The sequence below is a fragment of the Mesorhizobium sophorae genome, from assembly GCF_002270415.1.
Classification (GTDB): Bacteria; Pseudomonadota; Alphaproteobacteria; order Rhizobiales; family Rhizobiaceae; genus Mesorhizobium; species Mesorhizobium sophorae.
This window is the reverse complement of the sequence record NZ_NNRI01000020.1, coordinates 42,916-56,716: the sequence shown is the minus strand read 5'-3', so window position 1 is coordinate 56,716 and position 13,801 is coordinate 42,916. Positions and strand designations below refer to the sequence as shown.

The following is a 13,801-nucleotide window of genomic DNA, read 5'->3' as shown; positions in this document are numbered from 1 at the left end:
AGAAGAAATGCGAACGCTGCTCGTGGATCATCATGCGGATCTTACGCACACAGTGCCAGTTGCGCTCGCGGAAAACGGCTTTGCCGTTGATGTCGTTGGTAGCCTGGACCAAGCGTCGAGTGCATTTTCTTGCGCGAGCTATGAAATTCTCCTGCTGGAGTTGGCTCTACCAGATGGCGATGGCTTAGATTGGCTGAGGCAGCTTAGGAGCGAGGGACACTCAGTTCCTGCCCTCGTTATGAGTAACCTCGACGATCTCGATAAGCGAATTGCGATTTTCAATGGTGGCGCGGACGATTTTCTGCTCAAGCCATTCTCTACCGACGAGCTTATCGCCAGAATGAGAGCCGTTCTGCGCCGGTCGACACAGAAGACCGACCCCATCATAGTATTTGGCAATCTCCACTTCGATCCAATCGGCCGAGAGGTTTCGGTTGCCGATCAACCGCTGAGGATGGCACGCCGCGAACTATGTATTCTAGAGCATCTGCTTAACCGTGCGGGCCGCATCGTGCCACGTGCGCAGTTGGAAGATCACGTTTATTCGTTCAACGACGAAATATCTGGCAACGCGCTTGAAGTCGGAATCTATCGCTTACGGGGACATCTGTGCAGGTCAGGTGCAACGCCACGAATCACGACCGTGCGCGGCATTGGCTACATTCTTGAATTGACCGACGGTCTATCCGCATAGTTGGTCGAATTTGAAAGAAAAGACTGCCTTGAAAATCGTTCCAACTCGTCATCCTGACACCAATCGGCGGCCGACGCTCATCGTCGGTTCGAGACCTGCCGTCTCTCCTTACTTGGGCCATCTCCTCTGCGCGCTCGTTCTGCTATCTCCACTTTCTGCGGCTGCCCAGAACAAGCCGGATGCGGGGGCGCCCCGTGCCGCTTCCAACAGCATCAACACCACGCTGAACCTCTCCTCTTCGCTCGGCAAGACAGTTCATTTGCCGGCACCAGCCGCGACCATCTTTGTTGCCGACCCGACGATCGCCGATTATCAGGCACCCTCGAGTAGCACCATCTTCGTCTTTGGCAAGAAATCCGGGCGAACCAGCCTGTTCGCCCTGGACAAAAACGGCGAGGCACTCGCCGAGTTACGGATTGTCGTCAGCCAACCGATCGGGGATCTGCGCGCTATGTTGAGGGACCAGGTCGGCGATTATCCGATCCGCGTCAACTATACGCCGCGCGGCGCAATCCTAAGCGGTACAGCGCCCGACGCGGAGGCCGCCGACACTGCCAAAAGGGTTACTGAGCAATTTCTCGGTGACGGTGCGCAGGTCGTCAATAACATCAAGGTCGCCGGATCCTTGCAGGTTAATCTCAGTGTGCGCGTAGCAGAGGTCTCCCGTAGCGCCATGAAGGCACTCGGCATTAACCTGTCCGCCTTCGGTCAAATCGGCAACTTCAGAGTGGGTTTGTTAAGCGGCAAAGGTGGTGGCTCTGGGGCGGCGAATGGTGGCGGTACAGCAGAAATCGGATTCGACAATGGTGCTGTCAACGTCGGCGCGGTTCTCGACGCGCTCGCCAAGGAGAACATCGCTTCGGTGTTGGCTGAGCCGAACCTTACCGCTATGTCCGGTGAAACCGCCAGCTTCCTTGCCGGCGGCGAATTTCCCATTCCTGTCCAGCAGGAAAATAGGCAAGTCTCGGTAGAATTCCGTCACTTCGGCGTCAGCCTGGAATTCGTGCCAACCGTTCTCAACAACAACCTAATCAATATTCACGTAAAGCCGGAAGTCAGTGAACTTTCGGCACAAGGTGCCGTTGAGATCAACGGTATCTCGGTGCCAGCAGTTTCCACGCGCCGAGCCGACACGGTCGTCGAACTCGCCAGTGGGCAGAGCTTCGCAATTGGTGGTCTCATCAGGCGTAACGTCAACAATGATATCAGTGCTTTTCCATGGCTCGGCGAAATGCCGATCCTTGGCGCGCTGTTCCGCTCGTCCTCGTTTCGAAAGGAAGAGTCGGAACTGGTTATTCTTGTTACGCCCTACATCGTAAGGCCAGGCTCCAACCCCGACCAGATGAGCGCACCCACGGACCCGCCGGCGCCGACTTTGGACGCGGGAGGCACTCCGACGAATTCGTTGGCAAGTCCGCCGCCAGGCCGCGCGACTGCCCGCACCGGCGCGCCAGGCGCCAAGGGCGGTCCTGGCTTCATCATAGAATAGCTGTCGGCCAATGACGTTGCGGAACATAGTTCTCCAGATCGCTCTGACGGCAAGCGTAAGTGGCTGCACAAGCACTACGCCGATCGATGTCGAGCCATCGGCACCAATCCTTATCCGACAGGAGACCACCGTCCTGACCATAGAGAGCCTTCGCGCTTCCGGACGGCAGCGCTTGCGTGTCTTCCTTGAGAGGGCCAGTCGCGGTCGGCGCGATGCCCTCCACCTGCTTATCAGCGGGTCGTCCCAGCTCAGCGCAGAGGCAGTCCATCAGGCCAGGCAGATGGGCCTCGACGCTTACAGCATCCATTTGCTCGACCAACACGACGGTGGCGCAGTGCGAATAGAGGCGATTGTCTATCATGCCCGCCCCCCTGTCTGTCCGTCGTATTCCGGCGCTTTACTCACTGACAAGTCCTTCCACCAGCCGCTTGGCTGTTCGACGCGCCATAACCTGGCGGTAATGGTCAACGATCCGCGCGATTTGCTCGACAACAAGGCTATCGAGCCAAGCGATGGCGATCGTGCGGCTATACCAGTTGCCACATACAGGACATTCGCGACGGGTAAAGGTGGCTGACATAAGGTCTTTTCGTCTAAGCCCGGTAGACCCTCCGGCGCCAGCACATACCGTCGCGTATTGGGCGGATTCAACCGGTCGTCGCAACACCCCATACCAGGAGGTGTTCATGGCTACAGGAAGACGGAAATCGGAGCGCTCTACTCGGCATAAATTGTCCTCGCCAGGGCGGCCACCAGTGTGGCAGCGTGAGAACCTGTGCCGGTTCTGGCGAGGAGTGGCGGCAGGCCAGTCCAGTGAAGAGGCCGCCGCCGAAGCCGGCGTCTCCGGCCCCGTGGGTATCCGGTGGTTTCGGAGTTCAGGCGGAATGCCTCCCACACATCTTTCACCCGCGGCGGCGTCACTCACGAGCCGAAATCTGACGTTCCGAGAACGCGAGGAAATAGCTTTGGAATGCGCTCGGGGCACTGGAGTGCGTGTGATCGCACGCAAGCTGGGGCGGTCGCCCAGCACAATCTCCCGCGAGTTCAGGCGCAACTCGGCGACGCGTGGGGGAGACTTCGACTATCGGGCCATTACCGCGCAGTGGCATGCTGATCGAGCGGCACGACGGCCGAAGGTGGGGAAGCTGGCAACCAATCCTGCGCTTCGTGACTACGTACAGGACCGGCTCGCCGGCCTCATTACCGCGCCCGACGGCATCGCCTTCGATGGTCCCGTCGTGGTATGGAAAGGACGACGGGCTGTTCATCGGCAAAGTCGACGCTGGTCCACAGCTTGGAGCCCGGAACAGATTGCGCGGCGTCTGAAGCTGGACTTCCCCAAAGACCTAACCATGCGCATCAGCCACGAAGCCATTTATCAGGCGCTTTACATTCAGGGCCGAGGCGCCCTGAAGCGGGAGCTATCGGCCTGTCTGCGCTCCGGGCGAGCGCTGCGTTTGCCCCGCGAACGTGCTCGTAACCGTGGCAAGTCCTTCATCGCTGATGCGCTGATGATCAGCGATCGTCCGGCAGAGATCGGCGACAGAGCGGTTCCGGGCCACTGGGAGGGTGATCTCATTCTCGGCCTCGGCAGCTCGGCGATCGGCACGCTGGTCGAACGTACAACACGGTTCACAATGCTCTTGCACCTGCCGCGCATGGAACGCCACGGCAAGGACAAGTCTGTCAAAAACGGCCCGGCTCTTGCCGGGCATGGTGCCGAAGCGGTCCGCGATGCCATCGCCGGGACCATCATGGATCTACCCGCACACCTCCGCCAATCCTTGACTTGGGATCAGGGCGCGGAGATGGCCCAGCATGTACAACTCCGGATCGACACTGGCCTCGCGATCTACTTCTGCGACCCTCAAAGCCCTTGGCAGCGCGGAAGCAACGAAAACACCAACGGCTTACTGCGCCAGTACTTTCCGAAAGGCACGGATCTCAGCCAGCATGGGCCCGATGAACTCAGCGCTGTAGCGCGTGCTCTGAACACCAGGCCCCGCAAGAGGTTAAGCTGGCGCACGCCTGCAGAGGCTCTCGACCAGTTACTCAAACAAGATATGATCGAGGCTGTTGCGACGACCGGTTGAATCCGCCTTGTTTATCGGTTGCATTATGGAGCGGCACGTTGCGCCGGACGCGGCTGAACGCGGGCCCGCACTTGATCATAGAGCCGAATCTCACCGGGCATTGCGAGAGAGACCGCGAGGCCAAATGGCACCAACTCGTCGACCGGCGCGGCCGGATCGGCATCTCTTTGAATTTTCAGGCGCAAGCTCATGCCTTCGGCGACGACCGCGGCCTGCGCGCCGCTCCACACCCGGGTGAAGACGGTTCCGCGATTTGTCTGGTTCCCGTCCGGTTGCCAGGCATCGGCGGATACGCCAAGCCCGGCAACTTCGGCGTAAGCGTCCGGCGAGCGGATTTTGCTGATCGCGCAAATCGGGCGATGTTCTGGCATTAGAACCAGCATTAGTGCTGACATTAATACCAGATCGAAGAGGTTGCATGGCTCGCATGGAGATCATGTCCGGCACTGAGCGTAGGCGTCGGTGGTCGGACGAGGCGAAACTGAGGATATTGACAGAAGCGGATCAACCTGGTGTTCGCATTGGTGATGTGGCTCGCCGGCATGACATTCATCCTGGCCAGATCCGTTTGTGGCGGCAGTCCTTCAGCTATGTTGGTCGACCAGCGATGTTCCTTCCGGTGGAAATCACCGAGGAGGTGAGCGCTACCCAGGCACCTGACACGCCACCGGCGCCAGCGGTCATCGAGATCTCGCTACGAAACGGTCGGTGTTTGAGGGTTCCGGCTGACGTGGAGCTAAGGATGCTCGGGTCGTTGATCGCTTGCGTGGAGGCGGCATGATCGGGCCTTCTGGGAATGTGCGGGTCTATCTGGCCTGCGGGGTGACCGACATGCGGCGTGGCATTGATGGACTGTCGGCGCTTGTCGAGGCGGCTATTAAGGAGGCGCCGGGCTCCGGCGCAATCTTCGGCTTCCGCGGAAAACGCGCTGATCGGATCAAACTTTTATGGTGGGATGGCCAAGGGTTTTGCCTGTTTTACAAAATTTTGGAACGCGGATACTTTCCCTGGCCGACGGCGAAAGATGGAGTTGCGCATCTGACGCAAGCTCAGTTGTCGATGCTTGTTGAGGGGATCGACTGGCGCCGACCTGCGTGGACTTCTGCTCCCGGACGAACGGGTTAAAAGCTATATTCTGCAAGGACATCCGGGGCATAATGCTGGCGCGTTAGGGGCAAATCGGCTACGTTTGCGGGTATGGAAACAACGCCGCTGGACAGTCAGGACGAGCTATCTGTTTTGCGCGCGCTCGTCGCTGAACAGGCGGCGAAACTTGAGAGCCAGGAAGCCGAAGTCATCAAGCGCGACTCCATTATCGGGCTTCTGCGCGCGCAACTGGAACTGCTCCGCCATCGGCAGCATGGCGCCTCTTCGGAAAAGATCGACCGGAAAATCGAACAATTCGAACTGATGCTGGAGGAGATCGAGGCCTCTCGTGCCGAGGCTGAGATGCGCTCCGGGAAAGCTCCTTTGCCGGAGTTGAACGACACCCCGGACAAGCCGAAGCGCAAACCGTTGCCCGATGGTCTTCCCACCGAAGAGCTGGTCTATGCCGCGCCCTGCAATTGTCCGACGTGCGGAGGCACATCGTTCCTGAAGGCCGCAGACAAGGTGGTCCAGGTGATGGAGCACGTGCCGGCGTCCATCAAGATTGTCCGTCATGTCGAAAAGCGCATGATCTGCAGGGAGTGCGACACGACGGTAGCGGGTGAGATGCCGACCCTGCCGATCGAACGCGGCAAGCCCGGACCGGGATTGCTCGCCCATATCATGGTCGCCAAATTCGACGATCATATCCCTCTCTACCGCCTATCCGAGATGTACGACCGGCTGGGGATTGGCATCTCTCGCTCTGTCATGGCGGACTGGGTTGGCCGCGTGTCCGTTTTGCTTGCGCCGCTCGTCTTGGCTATCAGGGCGCACATCGCCGCGCTTGACCGAATAAATACGGACGATACCCCGGTCGATGTTCTCGACCCTGGGCGAGGAAAGACAAAAACTGGCAGGGTGGGTCTATGTCTTCGATGGCAGCGGTTATCAAGATCCCACTCCCGGAGCAATCGCCTATTACTATAGCCCCGACCGAAAGGGCGTGCATCCGGCTGACCACCTCGCAAACTTCAGCGGCGTCACGCATGCTGATGGCTATGGAGGTTACAAGAAGCTCTACGGCAACCAGATCGTCGAGGCCGCCTGCATGGCGCATTCGCGCCGCAAGTTCCACGATGTGATCAAGCTGAAGCCATCTCCGATCGCCGACGAGGCACTGTCGCGCATCGGTGCGCTCTACGATATCGAGGATCGCATCCGCGGCATGCCTGCCGACGAGCGACGCAAACTGCGCCAACAACATGCCAAGCCCATACTGGGAGAGCTGAAGGTCTGGATCGAGGCCACGCTTTCGACGCTGCCACAGAAGCAGAAGCTGGCTGAAGCGATGCGATATGCCCTCTCGCGGTGGGCAGCGTTGAGCGTTTACATCGACGATGGCCGTGTTGAGATCGACAACAATATAGCCGAGCGCGCCATGAGACCGCTTGGAATCGGAAGAAAAAACTGGCTATTTGCCGGGTCAGACAAGGGCGGTGAGCGCATCGCCAATATCCTGACCATCATTGAGACTGCCAAACTCCATGGCCACAATCCAGAGATCTATCTGAAAGACGTCCTGACCCGGATACAGGATCACCCCAAGGACCGCCTCCAGGAATTACTGCCGTGGCTTTGGACGCCGGCGAAAGACCGATGCGAGGCTGCGTGATGGCACGTTCAAGGTTCATCTATACGCTGAAAGAAGTCGCCAGCATGATCGGCGAGAACCTCGAACTCATCGAGGAGGTGACCGCCAACTCGGACAATATCGCCGAGGGCGAATTGGTTTATGTGCGCGATGGCACTGAAGATGGCACGAAGGGTCTAACCCAGAATGGTATCGACGACCTTCAAAGTCTCCTCGCCGACATACGGACGTGGGATGGTGGAATCCGCCAGTTCCTCGTCGATGAACAATGCGATCCTGAGATGATCGACCGTGTCATGGTCGATGAGGTGAAGCGCGTCCCATAGATTCGGCCAATCGAGCGCGCGAAAATGCGTTCGCCGGACGCTAACACTTCGGCGGGATCAAGGATCCTCATTTTCACCGCTCGATATGATTTCCGGCCAGGGATGACCGGCGTAAACCATACGAGCGTCGCAGACACCAAATGATCCCGGGCCTGCCCGCCTAGCTGTGAGCTTTCAGGAGGTTGTCCATTCGGACCGGACCGGGGAGACTGGAGTTACCAAGCTTCAGCACTCACCGGAGGGTCCGAATGAACATCCACAAGAATGCCCGTCTCACGCCCCTGCGTCGAGAGGAAATGGCGCTGTCGGTCGTTGAAGGCCGCCTCTCCAAAGCCGATGCGGCGCGGACGTATGGTGTGTCGGCGAAGATCGTGACGCGCCGGGTCGAGCGCTACACGGCCGAGGGACGGGCCGGCATGGCCGACCGCTCGTCGCGGCCCCATGTCATGCCGGGCATGACCGGACAGGCGGTGGCCGGGCGCATCGTGGCATTGCGCCGCCAGCGGCTGACCGGCCAGCACATCGCCCTGGAGGTTGGTGTGTCGTGCGCCACCGTCAGCCGGGTACTGAAGCGAGCCGGGCTGTCGCGGCTGAAGGACATTGAGCCTGCCGAACCGATCCGGCGCTACGAGCGCGAGCACCCCGGCGAGATGATCCACATCGACATCAAGAAGCTCGGCCGCTTCAGCCAGGTCGGGCACCGCATTACCGGCGATCCACAAAAGGGCAAGTCGCGCGGCGCGGGATGGGAGTTCGTTCATGTCTGCATCGACGACGCCTCTCGCATCGCCTTCTCGCAAATCCTCCCCGACGAGAAGAAGGAAAGCGCCGTCGCCTTCCTCAAGGCGGCGGTGGCCTACTACGCCGGCCTCGGCGTCGTCATTGCCCGCGTCATGACCGACAACGGCTCCTGCTACAGGTCGAAAACCTTCGCCAGGGCTTGCCACGAGCTCGGCCTTAAGCATGTCAGCTTGAACGACGGCTGGAAGAAGTTCACGAACAGCCGTACCGTCGAATAGAGCTGCGCGAGCGCTGCGGCGGCTTCAAGTCCCTCCAGCCGGCGATAGCCGACAATGCGGCGAACAACGGCGCCGTTCTTCTGCTCGACAAATGCCTGGTCATTCTTGCGGTAAGGCCGGCAGCGGGTGAACTCGATGCCACCGTCCCGGCAGTAATCGCGCACAGTCTCATTCAGGAACACGCTGTCATTGTCCGTATCGAACCCGAGAAGTTTGAATGGCAGGAGCCGCCGCACTCGCTCAGCAGCTTCTGCTCGCGGACAAGCAGGGGAGCGCATTCCGTCCACCCGCTCGCAATGCCGGTGAGACAAAGCGTTTGAATAAAAGCTGCCGCTCGTCACCGGTCCACTGTGCGCCACCAGGTCAGCCTCGACAAATCCGGGCGGAGGGGTCCTGCCAGTCGGAGAAAGTACGAATCGGAATGCTCCGTCGTAGCGCCGTGGATACCGCGCTGCGGCGCCGTGCCCGTCCTCCGGCGGTCTCTCGAGCCCCGCGAAGAACACGGTCGATTGTCGCCGCGCTCATCGTCAGAAGCCGACTGCGCGCTGTCCGACCGCTTGACGATCTCCATCGTGAACGTTCCGAGCTTTTGCAGGGCGCCGCGCAGTTTCGGCCCCGCATAGCCGCCATCGGCAAAGACACGGCGCAGCCACGGCCAGCGCTTGAGGATGGATTTCAGGACGGCCGGGGCGCCGTCGCGGTCCTGAATGTCGGCGGCGTGAACGACGACGCCGACCAGCAGGCCCAGCGTGTCGACGACGATGTGCCGTTTGCGGCCCATGATCTTCTTGCCGGCGTCGAAGCCACGAACGCCGCCGCTTTCGGTGGTTTTCACGCTCTGGCTGTCGATGACGCCGGCGGACGGGCTCGCCTCCCGGCCTTCCCGTTCGCGCGCCGCCATGACGAGTTCGTTGTTGATGGTGCGCAGCAATCCTTCGTCGCGCCAGTGCCAGAAGTATTTCTGCACCGTCGAGAACGAGGGGAAGTCCTTGGGCAGAAGCCGCCATGCTCCGCCCGACGAAGCCATGTAAAGCAGCGCGTTCACAACCTCGCGCAGGTCCGTCTTGCGGGGGCGGCCGATCCGGTTCGGCGCCGGCATCAGCGGCTCGATCAGCGCCCACTCCGCGTTCGTCAGGTCGCTTGCGTAGCGCGGGCAGCGCCGTTCATAGTGAGGGCGAGTGGTTTCGGTCCAGGGCATCGTGATCTCCGTCGAATCTCAGCAATCCGACTGAATCACAACCCGCTGAAATCACTCACTTCTTTTTGAAGCAGATATTAACAGGCTCAGATCCTACGACGCAGCCAAGAGGGAAATCATGCCCGGTGTCGAGCATCGTTCGCACAAAGCTCTCAATAACCGGGCGGAGAACTCGCATATGGCTGTTCGACGACGAGAGCGAGGCATGATCCGGTTCAAGTCGGCGGGGCAATACCAGCGCTTCATCTCCATCCACGGCCCGATCGCCAACCTCTTCAACCTTCACCGCAAACATCTGACAGCTGCCGGTCATCGCGATATTCGTGCTGCCGCTATGGCCGTCTGGAACGATATCGCCTTGTCGAGCGCCGCATGAACAGGGGCCGCAATCCTTTGCTGCGCCCTTCAACATTTTAAGGCGACGCTACCCGAGTTGCCCAAGAGCGGATCCTCAAACCATTGTAAGGTGAACACTATCCGTTCGATGCGCCCGATTTTGCGCAAGGCGGATGCCAGACTGTTCTGCTGCCGGTAGGCGGATAAATAGCTTCTTCAGGAAAGTGAAGATGTCGTGTTCAGCCGTGTCCGGTTGAAGACGCGTATGTCCGAAAGCCGACTTTGAGGCGCAGTCGGCGCGGCGATGCGATGCACTGGTTTTCCAGTCTTTCAGGCAAGGTCCGCACAAAAGTCTTTGTTGGCATGTCTATTGCGAGGAGGCGGTAGTGGATCCGCACGACCGCGCGCGGTCTCCCAGTCGCCGCAATAGTTCAAATGAAACCTCCTCGATTGATCTAAATCAATGCCATAGACGCTGCGCTGTTGAGCGCGTTCCCGCCAGAGCCTTTGCCGCATCAACTGGGAGGAATACGGATCGCTGATCGAAATGCACTGCTTGGCCCAAGCAGAAAACACCGATGTAGTAGCGCGAATGCACATCACGCATCACCTCCACACGAAAGCTTAAGGAGTCCTAAAGAATGCACGCGCCGAGCTATTCCGAGGCCTTGGAACTTGCGATCGATCGTTCGTACGACATCAATCTAGATATGCTGAGGTCGCAAAATTTGCATCTTGACACGCACAACGATTATCTCGTTGGTACATATCCTCCCCTCAAGGCAATGAGCAACCTGAGTAGCGAGCAATTGTTGGCTCAGATTGCCTCATCGATCGACCTCTATTTCCACATTCCTTTCTGTAATCAGCATTGCACCTTTTGCCACTTCGCCAAGGAAATCAATCCATCCTCCGAGCGAGTGGAACGATATTTGTCGGCCTTAGATAAAGAGATGAGTTGGTCAGACGCGGCGCTCGCTGGCAAAGCTATTGAGACTGCTTTTTTTGGGGGTGGCACCCCCTCATTTTTGACCAACCATCAACTAAAAACGCTGTTTGGTATAATCAACAAGCGATTTGATTTATCGAAATCCGAAGTGAGTTTCGAATTGCATCCCTCACTTGTAAAGCATGATGATGCTGCGGATCGCGTGTCCACTTTACTTAGTGGCGGTGTAAATCGCCTCGTTCTTGGCGTTCAAACTCTGGATCGAAATATTTTGCGCATATTAAACCGTGGGCATGGTGTAGATGAGGTGGTCAGGACCGTAAAATTACTTAATGATATGGGCGCTGAGAATCTATCCCTTGACTTGATGTATGGGTTGCCGGAGCAAACGCTCCGGAGCTGGTACGACTCACTTATCGGCCTATTGGACATGGGAATAGAGAAGTTCAATATATTCCCATTGATGTTTAAATCGACGGATCCCATAGCTCGCCAATTGGCAAGAGGACGATATCAATTCGCGGGAGCTAAGGAGCGCATCGTAATGCATTTCATGGCGGAGCACATCCTCACCAGCCTTGGCTATCGACATGGACCGATTTTCTACTGGACTAAGAGGCCGCAGCCACACTCCGTTCAACAGCGTCGCAAATACGATTCCTGGAACGACAATAATCTTGTTCCGTTTGGGCTTGGCGGATTTGGCTACATGAGCCAGTGCCAGTTCTATAACGAAGCAGATTTAGATCGCTATCTATCTAGAGTTGAAGCGGGCGAAAAACCAGTGTGGAAAGGTGCTGTACTGTCGCACGACGATCTCATGCGCAGAACATTGATGTTTGCCTTGCGAAGCAGCGGGGTGTCGCTCTCCCGCTTCGAGGGACAATTTGGAGTGTCGATTGAAAAATACTTTGGCCGCGAGCTTGAACTTTTAAGCAAGGCGGGACTCGTCCGCATCTCAAACGACGGCGTGCTTTCATTAACTGCGGCCGGCATTATCAATTCGGGCGCAATATCGCTGCTGTTTTTCTCGGACAATGTGCTTGAGCGGGTCGCGTACAACGATAGCAGAATAACAGACAAACGAACTGACCTGCTCGAAAAACACGATTACTCGCCGGCGGCGAGATATGGGTCAAGTGCAGAAATGCAAGCTGTCTTTCGGTGAATCGGGGGGCGCTCGTCAATGGTCACCAAGTTGTCCTTTTCCATGCCGGAACAGCCGCTTTATCGGGCGCAGGGGATATTTTCTCATCAGAGCGATAGCATTGATCGCCGGGAGCGAAAACGCCCCTTTGGGCCTCTCAGCAATTTTGTCGCCGATCAGCTGCCGCACTGTATCGCGGAGATCAAAGCCAGTGCACGACCTGGTGAAGCGGTTAAGGCACTTGGGCGTAGCATTAACGCAATGATTGCGGAGACGGACTATGAGGCGCAGCTGCTGAATCTGCCCCAATCCGAGTTCGGGGTCGCTAAGACAGATATCCAGTATCTCGTTAATTGTGCTTATCAGATGTCTGCGTTTGCCGGCCTTCATTCCGTTGATGCCGAGTTGACGGTGGGAGAGGCACTGAGGCAACTTGCACGCGTAAGTCGGCAGCGGCAGCCTAGCATTGATGTCCTCTCCTATGAAGATATGATCCTTACGAATCCGTTGCAGAGCGATCCACGCGTATATTGCCTCGGGTCGGCCGGGGTCGAGGAGCGAGATTTTTGCCTTGGCCATCAACTCATTGAGAGTGAATTACAGTCGGCAATAGACGCTCTACTCGCTTTGCGTGATGCGGTCGGGGCGGACGCGCGTCAATGTCTTGCGGTATGCGTGGAGCGCCTTGAGTCAGCAAATTATGTTCTGGCGCGTTTTTATGAACGTATGTCGCCCGATCTATTTGGCCAATTTCGTGTATTTTACGGAAAAAACCCTTACAAGGATAGGCTGGGCCCAAGCGGCCGTTTCTCTGCCCGCATCGTCGCGGTCTCGGTGCTACTGATCGGTGAAGAACTCTTCCATCAGAAACCGCAATTCTATATGGATGTGTATCGGTTGTCAGAATACTATCCACAGGGATGCATCCAGGAGGTCTTTCGCTGGTTGTCGCCAGACAAGGGCGGCTCGGGGCTCCAGCCAAGCTGGCTAGAAGGGAAAGCGGACTTCCCTAAGTTCGCAACCATCTTGCCCGTCATCGAGCGCCACGGCAGTGAAACTAGAAAGCTGCTCGCGTCCTGTGTTTGTGCGCTGGATCAGTTTAGCCGGATGCACCGCAGTACGGCGTTAAAGTATACAATCGAACCTGGCCGCCCAATTGTCGGAGTCGAGACTTCGGAAAGTGTTGAAGCTGTCCTTTCACAGCGGCTGCTAATGGCGGCGCGTCAAAGCTAACGCGGTATTTGCCCCGGCAAAAACATGTCACGACGCCAGACGCGCCGACGTCCGAAAAAAGGTGATGGTCGATGTCTCAAGACGGAGTTATCTTTCGTCGGTTCGAGTCAGGGGATGCCGATGATGTATGGCATCTGCATAGAAGCGCCTCTGAGGCAGTTGGTGTGCGCGGTCCGGAAGGAACGTGGGAGGATGATTTGCGTAATGTCGGGGAAGTATACATCGCGTCAGGCGGAGACTTCGTAGTTGCGCATATCGGCCCCCAACTCGCTGCAATGGGTGGATTGAAACCCGTTGACAACGATGTCGCACAGCTGAAGCGTTTGCGGGTCGATCCCGCCTTTCAACGACGAGGGCTTGGAAGGAGAATACTTAGTGAATTGGAATCGCGAGCTGTTTCTCTGGGATTCAAGTGGATAAAGCTCGACACGACAAAGAGCCAAGTAGGAGCTCAAAGAGTTTATGAGACGGCTGGATATACGCGCTGCGCGGAAGGGATGTTGCACGGACATGCAGTGATCTTCTACGAGAAGCGGCTCGCCGGTCCGGATTGACCTATCTCATATGATCGATGAGG

The 13,801-nt window shown here is 57.8% G+C and carries 11 protein-coding genes and 6 pseudogenes; 13 read left to right on the top strand and 4 right to left on the bottom strand.

Features of this window, described 5'->3' with window-relative positions; all coding sequences use genetic code 11:
* Window positions 1-7 precede the first annotated feature (7 nt).
* From CGZ66_RS27960 to CGZ66_RS27945, 4 genes are all read left to right on the top strand, one after another.
* Window positions 8-694, top strand: coding sequence for a response regulator (locus CGZ66_RS27960; protein WP_095090041.1), 687 nt, complete (start codon window positions 8-10; stop codon window positions 692-694).
* A 28-nt stretch (window positions 695-722) separates the two neighbouring features.
* Window positions 723-2,183 (top strand): type II and III secretion system protein family protein, encoded by a 1,461-nt coding sequence (locus CGZ66_RS27955; RefSeq protein ID WP_167392277.1) that lies wholly within the window; start codon window positions 723-725, stop codon window positions 2,181-2,183.
* Between the two features lie 10 nt (window positions 2,184-2,193).
* On the top strand, window positions 2,194-2,760 hold the full coding sequence (locus CGZ66_RS27950) for a CpaD family pilus assembly lipoprotein (protein ID WP_095090039.1): 567 nt from the start codon (window positions 2,194-2,196) through the stop codon (window positions 2,758-2,760).
* 109 nt (window positions 2,761-2,869) lie between these two features.
* Window positions 2,870-4,276, top strand: coding sequence for an IS30 family transposase (locus tag CGZ66_RS27945; RefSeq protein WP_206073785.1), 1,407 nt, complete (start codon window positions 2,870-2,872; stop codon window positions 4,274-4,276).
* A 23-nt stretch (window positions 4,277-4,299) separates the two neighbouring features.
* Here CGZ66_RS27945 and CGZ66_RS27940 read toward each other — a convergent pair whose 3' ends face one another.
* Complete coding sequence (locus tag CGZ66_RS27940) at window positions 4,300-4,647, bottom strand: hypothetical protein (protein WP_206073784.1); 348 nt, start codon at window positions 4,645-4,647, stop codon at window positions 4,300-4,302.
* Between the two features lie 47 nt (window positions 4,648-4,694).
* Here CGZ66_RS27940 and tnpA point away from each other — a divergent pair, with 47 nt between their 5' ends.
* The 5 genes and pseudogenes from tnpA to CGZ66_RS27915 all read left to right on the top strand — a co-directional run.
* Window positions 4,695-5,057, top strand: a complete 363-nt coding sequence (gene tnpA / locus CGZ66_RS41775; protein ID WP_095090036.1) for an IS66-like element accessory protein TnpA — start codon at window positions 4,695-4,697, stop codon at window positions 5,055-5,057.
* Entirely contained in the window at window positions 5,054-5,401 is a 348-nt protein-coding gene (tnpB, locus tag CGZ66_RS27930; RefSeq protein WP_095090034.1) for an IS66 family insertion sequence element accessory protein TnpB, read from the top strand. The genes tnpA and tnpB overlap by 4 nt, the downstream gene beginning before the upstream one ends.
* A gap of 72 nt (window positions 5,402-5,473) precedes the next feature.
* Window positions 5,474-7,037, top strand: a pseudogene (gene tnpC / locus CGZ66_RS27925) (IS66 family transposase).
* A complete protein-coding gene (locus CGZ66_RS40950; protein ID WP_095090033.1) occupies window positions 7,037-7,342 on the top strand; it encodes a hypothetical protein in 306 nt (101 codons plus the stop codon). Before tnpC ends, CGZ66_RS40950 begins: the two are co-directional and overlap by 1 nt.
* A gap of 248 nt (window positions 7,343-7,590) precedes the next feature.
* A pseudogene (locus CGZ66_RS27915) lies at window positions 7,591-8,310 on the top strand (DDE-type integrase/transposase/recombinase); the annotation flags it as partial.
* Here CGZ66_RS27915 and CGZ66_RS41575 read toward each other — a convergent pair.
* Window positions 8,310-8,904: pseudogene (locus CGZ66_RS41575) on the bottom strand (transposase); the annotation flags it as partial. The pseudogenes CGZ66_RS27915 and CGZ66_RS41575 sit on opposite strands and share 1 nt — an antisense overlap.
* Window positions 8,900-9,559, bottom strand: a pseudogene (locus tag CGZ66_RS27905) (IS5 family transposase); the annotation flags it as partial. The pseudogenes CGZ66_RS41575 and CGZ66_RS27905, both read right to left, overlap by 5 nt.
* A 79-nt stretch (window positions 9,560-9,638) precedes the next feature.
* Here CGZ66_RS27905 and CGZ66_RS27900 point away from each other — a divergent pair.
* A pseudogene (locus CGZ66_RS27900) lies at window positions 9,639-9,935 on the top strand (DDE-type integrase/transposase/recombinase); the annotation flags it as partial.
* 29 nt (window positions 9,936-9,964) lie between these two features.
* Here CGZ66_RS27900 and CGZ66_RS39415 read toward each other — a convergent pair.
* Window positions 9,965-10,090, bottom strand: a pseudogene (locus CGZ66_RS39415) (hypothetical protein); the annotation flags it as partial.
* A gap of 446 nt (window positions 10,091-10,536) precedes the next feature.
* Here CGZ66_RS39415 and CGZ66_RS27895 point away from each other — a divergent pair.
* The 3 genes from CGZ66_RS27895 (at window position 10,537) to CGZ66_RS27885 (ending at window position 13,778) form a co-directional block, all read left to right on the top strand.
* Complete coding sequence (locus CGZ66_RS27895) at window positions 10,537-12,012, top strand: coproporphyrinogen-III oxidase family protein (RefSeq protein ID WP_167392276.1); 1,476 nt, start codon at window positions 10,537-10,539, stop codon at window positions 12,010-12,012.
* Between the two features lie 18 nt (window positions 12,013-12,030).
* The gene (locus CGZ66_RS27890; protein WP_095090032.1) at window positions 12,031-13,224 is read left to right on the top strand and encodes a hypothetical protein; all 1,194 of its coding nucleotides are present in this window, start codon (window positions 12,031-12,033) and stop codon (window positions 13,222-13,224) included.
* 71 nt (window positions 13,225-13,295) lie between these two features.
* A complete protein-coding gene (locus CGZ66_RS27885) occupies window positions 13,296-13,778 on the top strand; it encodes a GNAT family N-acetyltransferase (RefSeq protein ID WP_095090031.1) in 483 nt (160 codons plus the stop codon).
* The last annotated feature ends 23 nt before the right edge of the window (window positions 13,779-13,801 follow it).

Bases quoted from the DNA above. Each gene is read 5' to 3' on its own strand.
- tnpB (WP_095090034.1), top strand. From the start codon at position 5,054: ATGATCGGGCCTTCTGGGAATGTGCGGGTCTATCTGGCCTGCGGGGTG.
- CGZ66_RS27890 (WP_095090032.1), top strand. From the start codon at position 12,031: ATGGTCACCAAGTTGTCCTTTTCCATGCCGGAACAGCCGCTTTATCGG.
- CGZ66_RS27940 (WP_206073784.1), bottom strand. From the start codon at position 4,647: ATGCCAGAACATCGCCCGATTTGCGCGATCAGCAAAATCCGCTCGCCG.
- CGZ66_RS27895 (WP_167392276.1), top strand. From the start codon at position 10,537: ATGCACGCGCCGAGCTATTCCGAGGCCTTGGAACTTGCGATCGATCGT.
- CGZ66_RS27960 (WP_095090041.1), top strand. From the start codon at position 8: ATGCGAACGCTGCTCGTGGATCATCATGCGGATCTTACGCACACAGTG.
- CGZ66_RS27945 (WP_206073785.1), top strand. From the start codon at position 2,870: ATGGCTACAGGAAGACGGAAATCGGAGCGCTCTACTCGGCATAAATTG.
- CGZ66_RS27885 (WP_095090031.1), top strand. From the start codon at position 13,296: ATGTCTCAAGACGGAGTTATCTTTCGTCGGTTCGAGTCAGGGGATGCC.
- CGZ66_RS27950 (WP_095090039.1), top strand. From the start codon at position 2,194: ATGACGTTGCGGAACATAGTTCTCCAGATCGCTCTGACGGCAAGCGTA.
- CGZ66_RS40950 (WP_095090033.1), top strand. From the start codon at position 7,037: ATGGCACGTTCAAGGTTCATCTATACGCTGAAAGAAGTCGCCAGCATG.
- tnpA (WP_095090036.1), top strand. From the start codon at position 4,695: ATGGCTCGCATGGAGATCATGTCCGGCACTGAGCGTAGGCGTCGGTGG.